We start from the raw sequence: 22,133 nt of genomic DNA, 5'->3' as shown, positions 1-22,133 counted from the left end.
ATTGGCAACCTAATCATACTACCTCATAAGCGTCACATTACTGGTCCGAGAGAACTCTTTACCATCGTGAAACTTGCCTTTGACAACATAGGTATATACGCCCATTGGATGGTTTTGCCCAGTCCACCCATTGCCACTTGCCTCATCAAAATCAGTAGTAAAATACACCCGCTCTCCCCACCTGTTGAATACTTCAAAAACGAACCCTTCTGAAGATATGTTTTCTCCAAATACTTTTAATGTCCTATTGTCTGGATTACTCGAAGCAGGAGCAAAAACATTAGGAACAAATAGTACACTTTTGGCTTCAATAGGCTTAAATCCCCGCACCAGCATCGTAGTGTCTACCTTTCCACATATATTCTCGGCTGTAACAGACATAGCAATTTGCCCGATATCATCATCCGAAGGCACATACACAACTGCATGATCATCATGATCAGTAAAAATACCGCCTCCGGTAGAACTCCACGAATAGACCAAATCATCCCCTACAGCTATGGCCTGCAATCGGTAATCTTGCTCTACATTGAACAAGGTATCAGCAGAAATATAAACGCCCAAAGGCGTTTCGATGTACCTAACATTCTTTTCAACTGTCGCAAAGCAATTGTTTACCGGTTCTGTAACAGTAAGCTGATACACCCCAGGTTCTGAAACCTCTTCACTATTGTCGTTGCCAAGAGCGGAATTAGTAGTAAGATTCATCCATTGAAATGATAAATCACCTACTTCATATTGAGCTTCAAGCACCACGGAACTACCTGTACAAGAAGAAGTGTCTGCGCCTCCCAAACTAACGAAAGGGGCGGGTATTAACTCTACCCAAGTAGTGTCAAAATAGCTACTGCAGTTATTGGCATCAATGGCCTGAAGGAAAAAATTGCCAGACACCTTAGGACGCAGCTCCTGCTCTAAGCCTTCATAAACAGTAGAATCATAAGCTGAAACCCAACGGTAGCTATATGGAGATACCGTTTCCTGAACAACAGTACCTGTTAGATCAACTGCCGTCCCTTCACAAATGGTATCATTAGCCCCAGCTTGAACGACAGGAGCAGGTATTAAACTTATATTGATAGAGTCTTCCGCTTCGCAGCCACGGCCGTCCACTGTACGCACACTAACATACCCTTCGTCTACAGGATTTAAATAAGCCACCCTGCTTTCAGTGGCAGAAAAATATGCTTCCGGCTCCCAATAATAGGAGTATGGAGATTGCCCTGCAGACGCAATGGCACTTAACTGAATACTATCATTTTCACACACATCAGCCTCACTTCCATTTTCGACTATAACCATAAGGTTAGAGACCTGAACACGGATTCCAGCTGAATCTTTGCAACCCAAAGCATCGAAAGCCCGTGCGTAAATGGTTCTTCCTGAAGTAAGGCTTACCGTTGGCGTCCTGCTTTCAGGGTCACTAACACCTTCAGCAGGCATCCAACTAAAAGTATAGTCTGAAGGGCTTTCAGGATCTTCACCTTTAACATTGGCCCCTAAGGTAATTTCCTGATTACGGCAAACTAGCGTATCGGAAAAAGCTACCTCTACTTTAATTTCAGGCCTGACACTCACATTTATTATCGAAGAGTCAGCACAACCTGAAGCACTACCACTATCTCTCACAACAACTTTATAAGCTGTACTAGAGTCAGGTCTTGCCAAAGGCTCAGCAATATCAGCTTGATCCAGAGATTCCGAAGGAGTCCATGAAAAATAATAAGGTTCTGTTCCTTCCGAAACGATGGTTGCGCTGAGCTGAACTTCACTACCAAAGCAAATGGTTGTGTCATTCCCAACATCTACTTTAGGAGCAGGGTTTACATTAACCTTAACGGTATCTGTAGCAGCACATGGAAAAGGGAATGGCCCTTGAGCGCGAAACCAGTATTCACCTGGGGAATCAACTGTAATACTTTCTGTATTAGCCCCTGTACTCCACATATACTGATACATACCTCCCTGAGTAGCCAAAGAAGTAAGAGTAACAGATTCGCCTTCACATATATCAATATCAGGCCCCAAATCAACCGGAGGAGATTCTAACTCCCACACATATATGGTATCAGAAACACTGCAACCATAAGAATCCTCTGCGACAGCTATATATTCAGCAGCGCCATCAGGAATATCACCTAAAGACAAAGTAGGTTCTGTACCTACAGATGGAGTAGAAATATCATTGATATACCAGTTATAGTTTGACAATGAAGGATCATCAGTGGCTTGTAATACCAAAGGGTCTTTCTTGCATTTAAAAATTAGATCCGGGTCATTATGAATGGCAAAAGGAGTTGACGGGTGATACCTCACATGTACAGTATCAAAATCCGTATTGCCTAACTGGTCCCTCACCCGCAACACCCACATTCCTGAATCAGTAGTGGGCAGGTTTCTAACATTAAGTGTAGGAGGTGGGTTGTAGGAAACATTTTGCCACTGGTAACCCACATTGGTAGCAGTCCCACAGTTGCTTCCATTAAGGTTGAACACAGTCCCCTTACAAATAGTAACACTTTTGTCGGTAATGGTATGGTCAGGAATGTCAATACATGCTTTAACAGCTTGCGCATAAGAACTTACCGAAGCCAAAAATAGCATCAGAAAAGCTGTTAAACCCCATATTTTCCTTAACATATCCATCCTAGAGTAAAAATAATTTATATCTTTAATATTCAATAATTCTGGAAATATACGAATTATTGTCTATAATAAGGCTAACTAAGTATACGCCTTTTGGCAGCCCAAGTTCTTCAGCGCTAAATGTGTAATTATGTTGCCCCGGGAATTGGTAACCATTTTCAAACTGTTTGACTGTTTGACCCAAGCTATTCCGAACTTCCAAAACAACATTAGCAGAACGTTCAAGCATGTAATTTATGTTAGTTTGCCCCTGGTAAGGATTGGGATATGCCTTAAAATTTAATGTTTCCGACAGCTCACTAGCAGTACTAGTACACAATTCCACCTTTATAGGTTGAGCGGCAGAAGCAGAACATCCATTTTCCGCAGTATAAGTATAAACAACTTCATGGCTACCTACCCCGGCACTATCCGGGTCAAACTTTTCTTCATCAATAACCCCTACACCTTTATAATAACCTCCCGTAGGTGTACCATGGGTCAAAATTACCAGTTCGTCATCATGACATACTTCATCCCATTCCTTCAAATAGTAAACTTCTGGGGAAGGGACAATATTAAAAGGTTCACTAATAAACCCACTCATTTGAGGACTGGTGGTATTAACCCTAGCGAGATAGTCTTCTCCTGGAGGATAATCGCTTGGATCTAGCCATACAATGGCCGTATCACTAGTTGTTCCTTGTATAGAAGCGACTGTCTGAAAGCCCCCCATATGATTTGTTACCTGAACAAAAAAGCGGTTTCCTTCCATAATATCACCGGTAACATTATAAGGAATCCTGACAGGCTGGCCACTACAAACCGGCCCTTCAATTTCTCCTACAGTGATAGTAACAGGGGTTAATCCTGGGTGATATTCATAGAAATCACCTCTTACTGCTTGGTCAGCAGAAGTACCCGTTCCAACATAACCTTTGTCCCCTATTGCAAAAGCTACAGCGCTCTTTACCGCTCCTCCTTTATAGTCGGCCTTATCCACCCACTCATTTTTCACAGGGTCAAATTCATAAAAGTCTTCTAAGTCACCTTCACTGTTATAACCTGTCCCCACATATCCCAAGTTACCAATAGCCATTCCAATAGCGCCTGCTCTTTCTACACCTAACAAGTCTGCTTTTTGCGTCCATGCGTCGGCTTCAGGATCATATTCCCACATATCTTTCAAGAAAACCTCACCATCAAAACCAGTTCCCACATATCCTTTATCACCTATAGAGAAGCCAACCGCATGCTCTCTAGCCACACCGGCAAAATTATTTTTAGCATTCCATGAGTTGTCAGTAGCATCAAATTCTATCAAATCATTACGTCTTTGGTTTCCATTGGTACCCGTTGCCACATAACCTTTATTCCCAACAGCAAAACCTACAGAGTAAAACCTTCTTAGGTTGTTTCCTCCAATATTTCCACTTCCAGCCCAGGTATTGGTACTTTGATCGTACACAAAGAAATCCCTGTTTCCGGTAGCACCAGAAGCCCCTGTTCCTACATACCCTTTATTTTCTATTACAAAAGCCGCTGCCAGACTTCTTGCAGATCCAGAGAACTCAGCTTTCTGGGTCCAAGTGTTGGTAGCAGGGTCATACTCCCAAAAATCGGTTCTGTCCACTGCACCATCAAAACCTGTTCCGATATAGCCTTTATCACCGATAGCAAAACCAACAGCCCCAAACCTGGAAGCCCCGGCAAAGTCCGCTTTTCTATCCCAGTAGTTCTGTCCCAATACCACAGTACAGGTGGCAAACATCAACAGATGAACAAGTAAGAACCTTCGTATGCAAGCCCATCCTTTATACGGATTTAAAACTGCCATAATATTCTCCCTTAGTTTATATTTTTTTTCTATAGCCTTCAAAAGGTTATCTTATCAAAGTTACTTTACCCTGCTCAGTTCTACCCAAATGCCTAAACTCCTCATATTTCGACTCGAACTTTACGATATAAGGGTAAACGCCAGGTGGCATTTCTTCACCTCTAAATGTACCATCCCAACCTTCTTCAGGGTCTTCTGTATAGAAGATTATTTCGCCCCACCTATTGAAAATAGTCAATGAGAAATGTCCAATATGGGCGCTATATAACCTAAACTCCCTATCTCTGGAATCCCCACCAGGAGCAAAAGCATTTGGCGAGACCATTCTCGGTGGACATTTGTCTTCCACCACCACACTATCTTCGGTTCCACAGCCATATTGGTTAAATACGGTTACGTAATATGTTCCATGTCCCAAGACCTCATTTTCCCTGGCAGTATTATCGTTAATCTCCCACAGGTATCTATGGCCTGGTCCCGCATCAAGGGTAAGTGCCCCATCTGTTTCAAAGCAATGCTTCTCCAAATTGCTCATATCCGGTTCAGGATACTCATGGAAGTCCACTCTTGCGGTATCGTGTGTAATACACTCTCCCTCCCCTAAACTATATATTACGGAATACCTACCAGGTTCGGTTACAGGTAAAGTTCCATCTCTTTGACTTAAAGGCTCTCCATTTCTGTACCACTCATACATAGACTGGTCACTTTGGAAATTTTGAGGTTGTGCGTTTAACCTGACTATATCACCTAAACAGGCATCAGTATCATCAACGTTGATTCTAGGAGGCGGATATGTAACAACCTCAATGTTTCTCGTTGATGCACAACCAAGGTTGTCAGTAGCTGTTACAGCATAGGTATCAATATGCCCTGGTGCATCACCTCCAACCACATTCACCGAGTGAGAATCTTCACCTGGCAACAAACTTCCATTTAATAGCCACCTATATTCGAAATCAGGATCTTCAGTAGTACTTATTGAAGAGTTAGACCCAACACAGAGCAGTTTATCTTCCGCCTCAAGTGCCGGTGGTGCTGTAACATCGCTAAAAGCAATCCTCATACATTCATTATGCGAAAACACTACCATATGCTCACCTGGTTTTTCAACCTCCAGAATCCTATCTACTTCCCTGAACAATAAAGTATCGTTTCGAAACCATTGATAACTACCGCTCAAACTGAAAGACGGGTTAGCGTCTATCTCCAAGCCTTCTTCCAGACAAGCATGAGCAGGAGGAGCTAGGTTTGGCGGGTCTACCACATTAACATCAACAGTATCATACACACTACACCCTTGCCCATCAGTTACCGACAAGACAAATGAGGTATCTTGACTAACGGTCACAACCACAATTCCAGATGTTCCAATAATCTCACCAGACATACTGTACCATCTATAGGTAGCATTAGGAACAGGTTGTGCCAATAAAAACGTTTGTTCACCACGGCAAATGGTCTGAGAACGTCCTGCGTCTGCCACAGGCAACTCAGTCACCACTACCGTCATTTCTTCACTCACAGGGTTACAAGTACCGTTACCCTCTGAAGTCAAGGTAATCTTTGCCTCTCCAGCAGCCATGTCTTCTTCTGAAGGATAATACACAGCATCTAAAGCGAATTCATTTGGAGCAAAGTAGCCACTTCCTGCAGTACTCCACCTACCACCAGTTGCATTATGCACAGAACCACTTATAGGTGCGCCGGAAAAGTCTGCACAAACCCTTCCCTCCCCAGTAGAAACTACCGGTGCAGGATTAATACTGACGGTGGTGGTAGTATAATACGTTTGACATGTACCATTTCCAGTAGTAGTAAGCGTAAATGTCACCTCCCGACGAGCAGTATCAGCTTCAGACGGCACATACGTAGTATTTAGGTGATTCTGTCCAGGGGCAAAACTTCCAGTACCATCCTCCGTTGTCCAGCGTCCTCCTGTGGACACAGTCACAGCGCCATTCAATTCAAATGCTTCCACATCTGCACAAACTGTTAATGGAGGCCCTGCATCTACAGTAGGCCTCGGCGTAAAGCGGATAAACACATCATCGCTATAAATTTGACAGCTACCAGTACCAGTAGTAGTTAGAGTCAGTCTTACTACACCTGCATCCTTATCTGCCTGAGATGGAATATACTCAGCTCTTCTGGTCATTGGATCAGGAGCAAAGGTTCCACTTCCAGATGTAGTCCAAAAGGCGCCAGTAGCTACTGTAGTACTTCCTTCAAGCTGAATACTATCTGCATCATAACATATACTTATGTCTTCACCAGCATCAACTGTAGGTGCCGGTGTAATTCTCACACGCATAGAAGCATTAACTTCATAACAAGATCCTGAACCAGTAGTGGTCAAAACAAGCCCCACCTGTCCAGCAGCAATATCCTCTTCCGATGGGATATATCTTGCATCAAGGGTTTGGGCATTAGGAACAAACCGACCTGACCCCGACGAGGTCCATTCTCCTCCGGTAGCCACAGTCACTGCGCCATTCAATTGCACAAATCCAGCATCCGCACATATGGTTTGGTTATTCCCCGCATCAACTGTAGGCGCAGGAGTAATAGTAATATCAACAGTTGAGGTTTCTGCATTACAATCACCATTGCCAGTTGAAGTCAACCTCAATGTAACAGTACCAGCAGCGATCTCTGCAGCAGAAGGCCTATAAACAGGGTTAAGAACATTTCTAGAAGGAATAAAAATACCAGTACCGCCAGTCCATCTACCACCTGTGGCCACTGTAACAGTTCCTGAAAGTTGTACATCAGCATTATTACCGCATACAGTCCTATTTCGTCCTGCATCTACTGTAGGCGCTGGCGTAATGGTAATTCTCATGTTATCCCTAACCGCATTACAAGTACCATTTCCAGTAGTAGTAAGGCTCAAGTTTACTTGGCCAGCAGCAATTTCTGAAGCAGATGGCGTGTAAACAGCGTCCAATGTTTCATTGTTAGGGCTAAAAGTGCCATTTCCGCCAGTCCATCTACCGCCAGTAGCAACCGTAACGGCACCGTCCAAAGCAACTTCAGCATTGTTGCCACACACCGTTACATTGCTTCCTGCATCAACTGTAGGCGCAGGAGTTATAGTAATAGTTTTCTGGTCTACCACTGGGTTACAAGTACCGTTTCCTGTTGTGGTAAGCGTAAGCACAACACTACCATTGGCCCTATCTTGAGAAGATGGGATATAGGCTCCATTCAGCGAATATGTATCTGGTGTAAATGAACCAGATCCGCTTGAGGTCCAAGCTCCGCCAGTGGCAACTGTAACATCTCCATTTAAAGCTACTTCATCTATATCAGCACAAACCGTTACATCATCGCCTGGATCAACGGTAGGCGCCGGTGTAATGGTTACGTTAATTGATGATGAGACAGGGTTACATATACCATTGCCTGTAGTAGTCAATGTCAATGTTACACCAGTAGAATTACGATCATCATCAGATGGTATATAAACTGCATTTAAATCATCTTCGCTAGGCGAGAAAGTTCCAGACCCTGTAGAAGACCAAACACCGCCAGTAGCCACAGTAACAGATCCGCCCAGTTGAACACCTGCAATATCAGCACATACTGTTCTGTTTTGACCAGCATTGACAGTAGGAGCTGGAGTAAAGTCAATTCTCATATTTCTAGAAACAGGGTTACAAAGCCCATTTCCTGTAGAAACCAATGTAAGTATGACCTGTCCCGAAGCTTTATCCGCATCAGAAGGGAAGTAAATAGCATTAAGATCTGTAGGGTCTGAGAATGTACCACTGCCATTGGTAGACCATTGTCCACCTGTAGCCACTTCTACATTTCCACTTAATTGAATTTCATCTCTATCACGACATATCACCATATTTTCTCCTGGGTCGACTTCAGGGATAGGCGTTATGGTCAAATCCATAACATCAGAAACAGCGCTACAAGTACCATTGCCTGTACTGGTTAATACCAATTCAACACTCCCGGCTTCTATATCTAATTGAGATGGATAGTAAGAGGCATTTAAGGCATTGGAACCAGGCGCAAAACTACCAGAACCTGAAGAAGTCCAAGAAGCACCAGATGCTACGGTTACATTACCATTCAATGCTACACTACCCACATCCCCACACACCGTTTGAGGGTCGCCAGCAAAAATGGTAGGCGCATCAGTGATGGTAATAACCACCTCATCATATACAGGCTGGCATAGGTCATTATCAATAGTAGTCAACCTCAGCGTTACAGAACCTGCCAGACTATCATCAGACGAAAGGTAATAAGTAGCAGCTAAGTCATTGACGTCTGAAAAAGTTCCATTACCTGAAACGACAGACCATTCACCACCACCGGCTACTTTTACAGAACCATTTAATGGCACACCACCAGCGTCTGCACATACAGTGACATTACGCCCAGCATTTACTTCTGGCGCAGGGTCAATGGTCACCCGCACATTGTCAAACACCTCATCACAGGCCACATTACCAGTAGTAAACAAGGTCAATATAACAAAGCCATCATCTTTATCGTCTTCACTAGGAATGTATGATGTGGCAGGATTTTCTGGGTCAGAGAAATATCCAGAACCAGAGGTAGACCACATAGCTCCAGGAGCATTTTCTGTTTCCCCATCCAACTGAATTTCATCAAAATCAGCACACACACTAAAATCATCCCCGGCATTTGCTCTTGGTCTAGGTAGATAAGTAACTACCATCGTATCTGTAACAGGAATACAATCTCCATTACCCGTAGTCCTCAACACCAATTCTATTTCACCATTATCAATGTCTTCTTCCGAAGGGATATAAGTTGCCTCCATGCTGTACTGGTTAGGCGTAAAGAAACCAGTTCCATTAGTTGTTTCCCACATACCGCCAGTAGCCACCGAAATAAATCCTTGTAACGGCACCTCTGGGTTAGTAAAACACAAGGTAGTATCTTCTCCGGCATTAACAACAGCAATAGGCGCAGGAGTAAAGCTCAAAGTCATTTCGTCATAAGCAGGAATACAAGGTTCCATTCCGGCGGTAGTCAACCTCAGCACCACAGAGCCCGCAATTGTATCAGCACCAGAAGGCACATAAAAAGCATCAAGATCTGTCTCTGAAGGATCGAAAGTTCCTGAACCACTGGTCGTCCATACACCACCTGGCGCATTGGCCACAGCACCACTCAACTGTACGCCACCACTATTGGCGCAAATCTCTACATCTGGCCCAGCATCTGCAGCAGGTGTAGGGCTTATATAAAGCGTAAGGTTATCTGAGTAAGCCTGACACCTTCCATTTTGAGTAGAGGTGATGGTCAACTCTACAGACCCATTAGCCCGATCATCATCAGAAGGAATATAAATTGGGTCTATCCTTGAAGCGTTAGGTGCAAAGCTTCCAGTTCCGGTAGTGGTCCAAACAGCACCGCCAGCATTTTCCACCATCCCATTTAACTGTACACCAGTATTGTCAGAACAAATCGACTCCGCACCTGCGTCCACTACAGGAACAGGCAAGATGGTCAATACCATTGCGTCAGACACAGGCTTACAGTCACCTTGTTCCAGTGTCTCAAGAGTCAATGTCACACTTCCAGCTTCCTTATCTTCCTCAGAGGGCTGGTATTCCGAAAGCACATTGTTAGCATCCGTAAAGGTACCAGTTCCAGAAGTTGTCCACCTCACCTGGCTTGCCACTGTCACAGACCCTGTCAAAGAAAGTATATCTTCATCGGCACAGGCTGTTTTATCAGGACCTGCACTAATAACTGGGGCTGGCGTAATGATTACTTCTATTGAATCATGTACGGCATTACAATTGCCATTATCAATAGTAGAAAGGGTTAATACTACCCTACCTGAGGCTGTATCCTCTGCGGAAGGAATGTAAGCAGTTGTCAAGTCATTAACATTTCCAAAAGTACCAGTACCGGAACTCGACCACTCGCCACCACCGGCACCACCAATAAAGCCATCAAGCTCAATCTGAGCGGTATCAGCACAAACAGTCAGATCAAGACCTGCCTCTGCCACAGGAGGATCTGCTATATATAGTGTAATCTCATCTGAAACAGCCTTACAGTCGCCGTTTCCTGTGGTAGTTATTGTTATGGTAATAAACTCTTCATTTACGTCACCACTACCTAAAGTATATGTAGTAATGGCATCTGCAGGATTTCCAAAATCACCATCTCCTGTAGTAGTCCATATCACACCACTTGCCACAGTAAAAGTACCTTCCAAATCAATTGTACCATTATTGGCACAAACGATAGCAGGCCCGGCATCTACAGTAGGCGCAGGCGTCAATATCAGTTCAAGAGAATCACTGACAGGAAAACAGTTACCATTTCCTGTAGTAGTTAAGGTAAGGGTCACCATTCCAGAGGTTGTATCTTCAGCAGATGGGTGATAAACAGCATCTAAAAGATCCCCATCGTCAAAAGCACCCGAACCTGATGTTGTCCACGTGCCACCATCAGCACCAGAAACCACTCCTGCCAATTGTACACCATCTGTATCCGCACATACCACTTGGTCATCACCAGCATCGGCAGTTGGCGGAGGAGCTATATTTAATATAATAGTATCAGAAACAGGGTTACAGTCACCATTACCAACAGAAGTAAGCACCAAAGTTACAAACTCCCGGCCTTCATCAGCAGCGCTTAAGGTATAGGTAGTAAGCAAACTGTTTTCATCACCAAAATCACCTGTACCATCAGGAGTACTCCAAACCCCACCCGAAGCCACTGTTATTGTCGCATCAAGATCAACAGAACCGGCATTGGCACATATAACTGCAGGTCCAGCATTCACATAAGGAGCCGGAGTAATGGTAATACGCATGGTATCTGTATCAGCGCTACAGAATCCGTTGTCCAGGGTTGTAAGCACTAAGTCTACATACCCAGCGGCAGTATCTGCTGAAGAAGGTATATAGGAAGCATTAAAATCCTCTTCATCACTAAATGATCCACTACCTAAAGAACTCCAGTTAGCAGCCCCCGTACTGGAATTGCCATCCAAAGTAACTACGGCATTATTGGCACATACCACCTGATCAGGACCAGCATCAGCAACTGGTATGTCTCCAAAGTTAATAATGATGGAATCAGAGACTTCCATACATAAGTCATTATCAATAGTAGTAATGGTCAAAATAACTGTACCAGAATCTCTATCGGCAGGGTCAACATAATAGTTGGTAATTGGATCTGATGGATCACCAAATGTTCCTGCACCAGAAGTAGTCCAAATAACTCCGCCAGCAATAGTATAATCACCATTTACAGGTATTATATCACTGTCAGCACAAACATTGGCCGCCCCAGCAGTTACTGTTGGGGCTGGGTTTAAGGTAATAACCTTATCATCAGAAACTGGCTTACACAATCCTTGCTCTGTAGTGGTATAGGTCAAAGTCACCTCGCCATTCTCATAATCATCTTCTGTGAAAGCATATGAAGCTCTAAACTTATTTGCATAGTTCGTGTTAAACGAACCTTCACCAGAGCTCGTCCATACACCTTCGGTCGCACCTGTTACATTAGCGGTAAAGATCATAAATTCATTATCAGAGCATATGGTGACATCATTACCAGCATTGACGGTAGGAGCGGGCTCAATAGTCAATGTCATCTGATCAGAAACAGGGACACAGTTTCCGTTACCTGTAGTCGTTAAGGTCAAAATCACTTCACCTTCCTCCCCTTCGTCAGGAATATAGGTGGTGTTCAAGGCATCAGGATCTGAGAAAGTACCGTTACCAGAGGTTGTCCAAGTACCACCATCCGCTATGGTTACAGCACCCGAAAGCTCTACTCCGGCCGTATCCGCACAAACAGTCTTATCGGGTCCCGCATTGGCAGTAGGCGCAGGCGTAACGGTAATACGCATTCTATCTGACACAGAAGCACATTCCCCTGTACCTGTAGTAGTCAAAGTCAGCTCGGCAAAACCGTTACTTCTATCTACCGCCGAAAGCCTATAAGAAGCGTTGAGCGATTCATTACTTGGCGTAAAGCTTCCTCCTCCAGAAGAAGTCCATCTACCACCAGTTGCAGTGCCGCCAACTGACCCTGAAAGTGGCACCTCTGGATTATTGGCACAAACTATTTGGTCTGTTCCGGCATCAGCGGTCGGCGGTGGAACAATGCTGATAAGAATGTCTTGCGTTGCCGCTTCACACCCACCGTTTTCCCTGGTAGCCACAGTGATAGTCACACTACCATCAGCCGCATCACCGGCGGAAGGTCTATACGAAGGGCTAGCTGAAGTTGCAGAGGGAGAAAAAGTTCCCGAACCACTCGTTGTCCATGTCACACCTCCGGCATTTTCAAAAGTAGCACTCAAAGGAACACTGGATGAGTTAGAACAAATGGTAGCAGATCCAGCATCCACAGTTGGTTGCCTTGAAAACCTAATAATAATATTTCTCGAAACAGCACTACAAGGCGAGTTCCCAACAGAAGTCAATGTAAGCGTGACCATATCTGCTTGTTTATCTTCAGCAGAAGGTATATACTCTGCATCCAAAGCATTGGCATCAGGAGAAAATGTACCTGTGCCTGTAGTCGTCCATAACCCACCTGAGGCATTCTGAACAGAACCATTCAATTGGATAGCAGAAACAGTCTCACAAACAGTTTGGTTAAATCCTGCACTTACTACAGGTTGAGGCTGAATGGTCAACACCATATTATCAGAAACAGGGTTACAAGTACCGTTTCCTGTAGTAGTCAACCTGATTACCACCTGCCCAGCTGCCACTTGAGCTGCGGTAGGTGTAAAAGTTGTACTCAAACTGTTCGGATCAGAGAAAGTGCCCGTTCCAGAGGACGTAGACCATACACCTCCTGATGCCACTGTGACTATACCGTTAAGGTTAACGCTTCCCCCGGCACATATAGTCCGGTTAGGACCTGCATTGACAGTTGGCGCAGGGGTAATATTTACCCGGATTTGGTCGGTAACCTCCTCACACAAACCGTTACCCTCTGAAGCTAATGTCAACCGGACATATCCCCTTTCTTTATCATTGTCTGAGAAAACATATGTGGCATTGATGTCAAAAGCATTAGGGACAAAGCTACCCGTTCCATCAGTAGCCCATCTCCCCCCAGAAGCATTGGCAACAGTAGCTTCATCTAACAGAATATCATCAACATCGGCACAAACTGTTACATCCGAACCTGCATTTACTACAGGTTTAGGCTGGAAGCTCATAAGCATATCATCAGACACCGCATTACAAAGACCATTCCCTGTAGTGGTCAGGGTAAGTGTAACATTTCCAGCAGCGGTATCAGCAGCAGAAGGCACATAACTAGCCCCTAACGTATTAGCATTTGGCGTAAATGTACCACTACCGGAAGTAGTCCATGCTCCACCAGTAGCAACGGTAACAGATCCGTTCAAAGATACTGAAGATACATCTGCACAAACATTTCTATCAGAACCTGCATTAACAGTAGGTGCTGGCGTAATGGTGACGGAAACATTATCAGTTACCGCATTACAGTCCCCCATACCAGTAGAAGTAAGGACAAAAGACACCCCGCCAGAAGCAATATCGCTATCCGAAGGCACGTAAACAGCATTCAAATCGTCTGGCCCTGGATTGAAAGTTCCTGTTCCGGAAGTTGACCATTCACCACCAGTAGCTACCGTAACAGAACCTTCAAGCTGAATTCCAGAAGCATCCGCACATATCGTTTGACTATTTCCTGCATCTACCACAGGAGCTGGTGTAATGGTAATTTCCATCTCATCCCAAACTTCCAAGCAGTTACCGTTATCGGTTGACCTTAAGGTTAGCGTTACCTGCCCCGCAGCGATATCATCACCCGATGGGTAGTAAACAGCGTTTGGATCATTGGCATTAGGAGCAAAAGACCCAGTCCCCCCAGACCAAACTACACCGCCTGCATTTTCAAAGCTTCCTTCCAATTGTACATCAGCATTATTAGCACACACAACTTGGTCGGCTCCTGCATCAACTACAGGGGCAGGAGATATATTCAACCTTACCTCATCACTAACAGGCGCACAGTTTCCATTGCCTGTGCTTGTAAGGGTCAGTAAAGCATAACCATTGTCAATCTCTGCCTGAGAAGGTGTGTAGGCAATTGATAGAGACTCTCTATTTGGCGTGAGCACACCTTCGCCTCCACTCCATTCTCCACCTTGTGCAATCGTGACAGATCCATTAAGATTAACAGTTGAATTGTTTGCACATATGTTTCTATCATTTCCAGCATTAACCACAGGGGCTGGTGTGATTGTAAATGTCACATAATCAGAAACAGGGTTACAAGTTCCATTACCTGTAGAAGTAAGCATAAGTGTAACAGTTCCTTCTTCGATCTCATCAGCAGAAGGCGTATAAACTGCATCCAAGGCAGAAGCATCAGGCGAGAAGGTACCTGCCCCACCTGACCATTCACCACCTGTGGCCACAGTAACAGAGCCATTCAGTTGAATGTCGGCATTATTGGCACATACGGCCATGTCATCTCCTGCATCAACTACTGGCACAGGAGTAATGGTCAATTCCATTTGATCTTCTACAGCATTACAAGTACCATTGCCCGTTGAGCGCAAACTAAGTGTAACACCTCCGTTGGTCACATCTGAAGCAGAAGGGTGGTAAACAGCATCTAGAGCAGAAGCATTAGGTGTAAAGTAACCTGAACCAGAAGAAGTCCATTGGCCACCACTAGCTACTGTCACTGAACCATCAAGCTGCACATCTTCTAAATCGCCGCACACAGTTAAATCTTCTCCAGCATTAACCACAGGTGCTGGTGTGATAGTTAAAGTCAGTTCATCTGTAACCGGGTTACAGTTTCCATTTCCAGTACTTGTAAGGGTAAGTACAACAGAGCCATTATCAATATCAGATTGAGAAGGTGTATAGGTTGCATTTAGACTATCATCATCATCAAAAGTACCTGTACCGCTGGTTGTCCACTGACCACCAGAAGCAACTGTAACAGCTCCGTTCATTGAAACCGTACCAGCATCAGCACAGACAGTAATATCACCACCCGCATCAACAGTAGGTGCAGGAGTAACTACTAGTTCAGTCCTATCATTAACAGGGTTACACATTCCGTTACCGGTACTTGTAAGCGTCAGCATGACCACACCAGCTTCCATGTCATCAAAAGAAGGCTCGTACATAGTACCTAAATCATTCGCATCAACAAAAGATCCACTTCCTGACGAAGACCAAACACCGCCATCAGCGTGTAAAACAGAACCATTTAACACAGCTCCTTCGGCATCAGCACAAATAGTCAAATTATCACCAGCATCTACTACCGGCACTGGGTTAATAGTTATTTCTAATTCATCCGTAACAGGATTACAAGTCCCATTTCCGGTGGTTAATAAGGTTAGCACAACACCTCCGGCAGCAGTATCCGCCGACGACGGATAATATCTGGCATCAAGAGTTGTGTTGTTAGGCGCAAAAGTTCCTGTTCCAGAAGAAGACCACCTTCCACCTGAAGCTACAGTGACCGAACCGCTTATAGCTACGTGAGCAGAGTCGGCACAAATAGTTACATCTTCTCCTGCATCGGATGTCGGAGCAGGCGTTAAAGTCAGACGCATGTTATCGGTGACCGGATTACAGGTTCCGTTCCCAGTGGTGGTTAAAGTAAAATCAACAAACCCTTGGTCAATATCTTCCTGAGAAGGTACATAAGTAGCATTCAAAACTGATGGGTCAGGGTCAAAAGATCCAGAGCCAGTGATAGTCCACAAACCACCTGTAGCGACAGTAACCTGTCCATTCAGAACAAACCCACTGATATCGGCACATCTGGTCATATTAGGCCCAGCATTAGCAGTCGGAGGCGGCGTAATAGTTAGTTCCATGGTATCAGATGTTGGAGAACATGCTCCATTACCAGTAGAGGTAAGCCTTAAAGTAACATGGCCGTTATCCTTGTCCGCTGCCGATGGCACATAAGATGCATTAACTGTATTGGCACCTGGGTCAAAAGAGCCAGTACCTGTCGTTGTCCATGTGCCACCAGATGCATTTTCTACAGAAGCATCCAATGACACGCTTGAGATGTCTCCACAAACAATCTGGTCTTGGCCAGCATTTACAATTGGGCCAGGTGGCAAGGAAATAGTAACAGTCGAAGACACAGGCGCACAAGGGCCATTTTCTATAGTAGTCAGTGTCAACGTTACAGAACCTGCCTCAATTTCAGCTTCTGATGGGGTATAAGTAGCATTATGCGTCTCCCTATTTGGAGCAAAAGTACCATTTCCGCCAGACCATCTAGCAGGCGAACCAGACCCTTCAAGCCTTACAGGGAAGTCATTGGTACAAACTGTTTTATCTGATCCGGCATCCACCGTTGGGATTTCAGTAAAGGTGATGTTTAATTGATCAGTAACTGGCAAACAAGATCCATTACCACTAGAAGTTAAAGAAAGCGTAACAGTGTTGCCTGGTGCACGGTCTGCATCCGAAGGAATATACTGTGCGTCTAAAGCTGAAGCATTAGGAGCAAAGCTACCACTTCCAGAAGTAGACCAAGTACCGCCATCGGCATACGACACCTCCCCATTAAGTTGAATTTCATTTACTGTTCCACATAACGTCTGATTACTTCCTGCATCAACAACAGGCGTCGGCACAACATTAATTCTTACAATATCAGAAACCTGATTACAGTTTGCATTTCCAGTAGTGACAAGATTTAAGGTAATTTCGCCTTCCTCCATTTCTGAAGAGGTAGGCGTATAAGTCGGGTTTAAAGAAGTTCTACTAGGGCTAAAAGAACCACTTCCGCCAATCCACATACCACCCTGTGCTACTGAAACAGTACCTGAAAGTTGTACAGCAGGGTTGTTCATACAAGATTCAAGATCCGGCCCTGCATCAGCGATAGGGGCTGGGGTGATAGCAATATCTAAAGTACTTTCAACAGGAAGGCAGCCTCCGTTTCCTGTTGTTCTTAAAACAAGCTGTACAGAACCGTTCTCACGTTCAGACTCGGAAGGTATATAAGTTGCATTGAGGGCATTCGCATTTGGTGAGAACGTACCCTCCCCTCCTATCCATTGACCGCCAGTAGCAATGGTAACAGATCCATCTAAAGATACGCTAGCATTATTATAACATACCGACTGAGGATCTCCTGCGTCGACAGTTGGAGCGGGGGTAAAGTTTACCTCCATTTGGTCTGAGACAGGCAAACAGTTACCATTGTCATCAGAAGTAAGTGTCAATGTGATGCTTCCAGACTCTATTTCCTCTGGTGTAGGCGAATAAACCGCACCTAGTGCATTAGGGCTTGGAGAAAAAGACCCATTTCCGCCAGACCATATACCACCACCTGCATTTTCTACCTCCCCTGCCAACTGCACATCTGGGTTATTGGAGCACACAGACATATCTGGTCCTGCATCTACAACAGGAGCAGGGGTAAAATTAATCCTGACCTCATCGGAAACAGGATTACAACCCGTACGAGAAGCAGTCAACCTTAAATTGACATATCCATTTTCCAGCTCCTGATCGGTTGGGTTATACACGGCATTTAAAGTATTGGCATTAGGCGTGAAGGATCCATTACCGCCAGACCAAGTCCTTGTTTGAGAAGCGCCAGCCACCGTTCCAGCAAGTTGTACCTGAGGATTATTCACACATATCTCCTGATCCGGCCCGGCATTAGGCACTGGAGGTGGCAAAAAGTAAATCCTTAAGGTATCACGTGCAGGCAAACAGTTGCCATTATCAGTAGTTTGTAAGATAAGCGCCATCAAAGGCATAGCAGTTTCTGCAGCCGACGGAACATAGGTGGCATTTAGGGTCGTATTATTGGGAATAAAAGATCCCATACCTCCAACCCATTCGCCTCCACCAGCTACAGTTACGGAGCCATTCAAGTCCACATTTGGGTTGTTGGAACATACTACAACCTGTTTATTAAGAACCCCAACATCAGCAGTAGGTGCTGGAGATATAGCAATGGTCATTTCATCATAAACAGGCTGGCAGGTACCATAGTCATTTGAAGTCAACCTTAAGGTTACTTCTCCGGCATCTATTTCATCTTCAGAAGGTGTATAAGTAGCATCCAACGCTTCTGCGTTAGGGCTGAAAGTCCCATTACCGCCAGACCAGCTAGCTCCATCAGCAAGTGTTACCGCACCATTTAATGTTACCTCTGCATTATTAGCACAAACCATTTGATCCGTTCCTGCATCTACGGTAGGGGCAGGGGTGATTGTATGAGTAACAACCGAAGTAACTGCGGCACAATTATCATTGCCTGTAGTTCGAAGCGTAAGCTCAACAGATCCTGAAGAAATTTCACCAGAAGATGGTGTATAAGTAGCATCTAATGCTTGGCGATCGGGACTAAAAGAGCCGTTGCCTCCAATCCACTCGCCACCAGCAGCTATTGTTACCGCTCCATTTAAGCTAATATCTGAATTATTGGCACAAACCGTTACGCCGGTACCAGCGTCAGCCGTTGGGGCAGGTGTAATGGTGATATTCATAATGTCTTCCACAGGCAAACAGTTTCCATTGCCAGTAGACCGTAGCGTCAAGCTTACCGTTCCGTTCTCAATTTCATCTTCTGAAGGGGTATAAGAAGCAGACAAACTTGTTCTGCCAGGGTTAAAAGTTCCAGCCCCTCCAACCCATTCTCCTCCAGATGCTCCCGCAACTGTACCATTAAGTTCTAAAGAAGGGTTGTTCGCACAAACAGAGCGATCATCGCCGGCATCTACTACAGGAGCAGGCGTAATGGTAATGCTCATATTGTCACTCACAGGGTTACATCCGCCGTTCCCTGTTGAAGTCAACGTAAGTTGAACAGTAGAAAGGTCATTTTTTTCTTCCTCAGAAGGTGAATAAGTGGCATTTAATGTGTTTCTATCAGGACTGAAAGTTCCATCGCCACCGGTCCAGGCACCACCAGTTGCCCCTGAGACAGCACCACTCAAAACAACATCTGCATTATTGGCACAAACCGTTCTTGAAGAACCTGCATCTATTATTGGCGCTGGATTAATAGCTATACTATAAGATTCTTCTACAGGGTTACATAACCCATTGTCGACAGACCTTAAAGTTAAAGCTACCGTTCCGGCAGATATTTCTCCATCGGAAGGGGTATAGCTAGCTGTCAAATCAGATCTATCTGGACTAAATGTCCCATTTCCTCCAACCCATTCACCTCCACCAGCATTTTCAATACTTCCATCCAAGGCTATCTCAGCATTGTTGGCGCAGACTTCAGCGGGTGCGGTAAACTCAACGACAGGTGCTGGTAAAATAGTTATTACTACCGTATCCCTTTCAGGAAGACAGTTCCCATTGCCAGTAGAAGACAAGACAAGACTTACACTTCCATTTTCAATATCAGCAGAAGATGGTGTATAAGTAGTATTTAAAGAAGATGTACTTGCAAAAGCACCTGTACCACCAGACCATGCTCCTCCTGTAGCCCCAGATACGGTTCCTGATAAACTTACCGTTGAGTTATTGGCACATACAGTCTGATCATTTCCAGCGTCCACTATTGGTGCATCTGTATAGGTGATGACCATTTCATCATACACCGGCGCACAGTCACCATAGTCAGCAGTCAACCTTAAGGTAACACTCCCATTCTCAATATCCGTTGAAGAAGGCATATACACCGCATTCAGTGCATTTTCGCTAGGAGAAAAAGTTCCACCATCGCCACCGCTCCAGGTCACATAATCAGGCATAGAAGACTGACCGTTTAACGTCACTTCTGCATTATTGGCACACACAGACCTATCAGATCCGGCATGTACAGTAGGTGCAGGCGTAATAGTGATTTCCACCTCATCAGAAACAGGGTTACATAAACCATTGCCTGTAGTCGTCAAAGTCAAAACTACAGTACCCTGCTCGATTTCATCCGCAGAAGGTGTATAAGAAGTAGTCAAACTATTTGCGTCAGAGAATGTACCATCTCCGCCAGACCAAACCCCACCTGAAGCAACAGTCACCTCGCCTGTTAACTCAACGGTGCTGTTATTGGCACACACCGTCACGTCTTCCCCTGCGTCAACAGTTGGCGCTTCTTCGAAACTTATGGTAGCCGTACTTTCTACAGGCGTACAAGATTCATGACCATGCCCTCTCAGCGTAAGTGTTACAGACCCAGCCGTTACTTCATCTTCACTGGCGGTATAGGTAGCATTGATTGTGTTACGGTTAGGAAAAAAAGTACCGTTGCCCCCCACCCATTCAACAGACTCCGTATTTTCGGAAGTCCCTGCCAAGCTAGCTACAGGGTTGTTTTCGCACGAAACATAAGGGCCTCCCGCCATCACTTCAGGAGCTGGTGCAATGGTTTGAATTAACGTATCCCTTTCAATTGGACAAGGTTCATTACCAACGGTGCTCACCACATGCTGTACAGTACCGGCCTCAATTTCGGCAGCCGTAGGTGTGTAGACTGGGTTTAATTCATACTCCGAAGGGTCATAAGTACCATTTCCGCCACTCCACACTACCCCAGTGGCAATTTCCACGGTACTGCTCAATTCTACACTAGGATTGTTTTCACAACTAGTCACATCTGGCCCTGCCTCTATCTCTATAGGCGAAGGATTGGCATGAACAGTAACGGTAGCCGATACCGGAGGACAGTTGGTTTGGTCTGTAACTGTTACCGTGTAGGTACCTTCCCCTACATCAACACTTTGTGTATTAGGACCATGATCCCAAGAATATTGATAAGGCGCAAGTCCCCCTTGAATTTCGGCAGTCAAAGTAGCATCGCTTCCTCCAAAACAAATTACAGGGTTTGCGGGGTTAATATATGCTTCTTTCTCTGAAACAAAATAAGCTGTAGCATACTGAACAACCTCATCTCCAGCACATCCTCCTGCAGGCACCCCTTTAACCTCATAAACCACAGAGTCAGGATAATTTTCTTCGGCAGTAACAGTAGGAGAAGTACAATTGCTGGTACAGCTTAGGTAATGATCATATTCTCCCCTTGCTCCAGGAGACACCGAAGTCCATTGAACAGTATTTCCTTCATAACCCTCCACTACCAGTTGACCGACACATCCATCACTCACATAAGCAGGCGGAGAAACGGTAGGTTTAGCAATAGAGCTCACAGAATAAGAGTTAGCATTATTTCCAGGTTTACAAAAAGTGATATAATGCGGTCCTTCACCACTAACACATAGTGCCTCTCCAACTTCTACCGGAGGCCCGCAATCTACCTGATAAAACATTGACCCAGTAGGTTCAGCGCCAGAAGCAATATCAAACCGTAGTCTTTCCGCATCCTCATGAAGCGTCACAATGAACTCAAGACAGTTATTACTACCCCCACAACACCTACCGTTCCGGCTCACATTAGGGCTTTCCCAGTCTCCATCCGGATCATTGGAAAGATCCACTGTAAAAGAAGGTGTACTTCCATTACAGCTAGACTGTGCCAATAAGACAGAGTTTGACCCTGCCAGTATGATTAGCAGCAGACAACCTAAAACGATATTTCTGATGAAATGCATTTAGTATAAAAATGAATAAATCCGGTTTTAACTATTGTACGATGTACGGCAAATTCCTTGTAAAGGTTGAGGGGCGTCCTTGTACTTATTAAAGAAAATAGTACACCATAACCACACAAAAAGCACTTATTTCACTTG

At 44.8% G+C, this 22,133-nt stretch carries 3 protein-coding genes; all 3 read right to left on the bottom strand.

Features of this window, described 5'->3' with window-relative positions; all coding sequences use genetic code 11:
- Nucleotides 1-18 precede the first annotated feature (18 nt).
- From RCC89_07610 to RCC89_07600, 3 genes are read right to left on the bottom strand one after another with little or no spacing between them, the layout of a single operon-like run.
- Nucleotides 19-2,640: a gliding motility-associated C-terminal domain-containing protein gene (locus tag RCC89_07610; protein WMJ73027.1), complete on the bottom strand. Its 2,622-nt coding sequence runs from the start codon at nucleotides 2,638-2,640 to the stop codon at nucleotides 19-21.
- A gap of 31 nt (nucleotides 2,641-2,671) precedes the next feature.
- Nucleotides 2,672-4,462, bottom strand: a complete 1,791-nt coding sequence (locus RCC89_07605) for a kelch repeat-containing protein (GenBank protein WMJ73026.1) — start codon at nucleotides 4,460-4,462, stop codon at nucleotides 2,672-2,674.
- Between the two features lie 46 nt (nucleotides 4,463-4,508).
- Nucleotides 4,509-21,995, bottom strand: coding sequence for a gliding motility-associated C-terminal domain-containing protein (locus RCC89_07600; protein ID WMJ73025.1), 17,487 nt, complete (start codon nucleotides 21,993-21,995; stop codon nucleotides 4,509-4,511).
- Nucleotides 21,996-22,133: the final 138 nt, after the last annotated feature.

It is taken from the genome of Cytophagaceae bacterium ABcell3 (assembly GCA_030913385.1).
Lineage (GTDB): Bacteria > Bacteroidota > Bacteroidia > Cytophagales > Cytophagaceae > ABcell3.
The sequence above is the reverse complement of the archived record's forward strand: the minus strand, read 5'-3'. Positions and strand labels throughout refer to the sequence as shown.

Excerpts from the sequence above, each read along its gene's own strand:
- RCC89_07610 (WMJ73027.1), bottom strand. The coding sequence starts at position 2,640 with ATGTTAAGGAAAATATGGGGTTTAACAGCTTTTCTGATGCTATTTTTG.
- RCC89_07605 (WMJ73026.1), bottom strand. The coding sequence starts at position 4,462 with ATGGCAGTTTTAAATCCGTATAAAGGATGGGCTTGCATACGAAGGTTC.
- RCC89_07600 (WMJ73025.1), bottom strand. The coding sequence starts at position 21,995 with ATGCATTTCATCAGAAATATCGTTTTAGGTTGTCTGCTGCTAATCATA.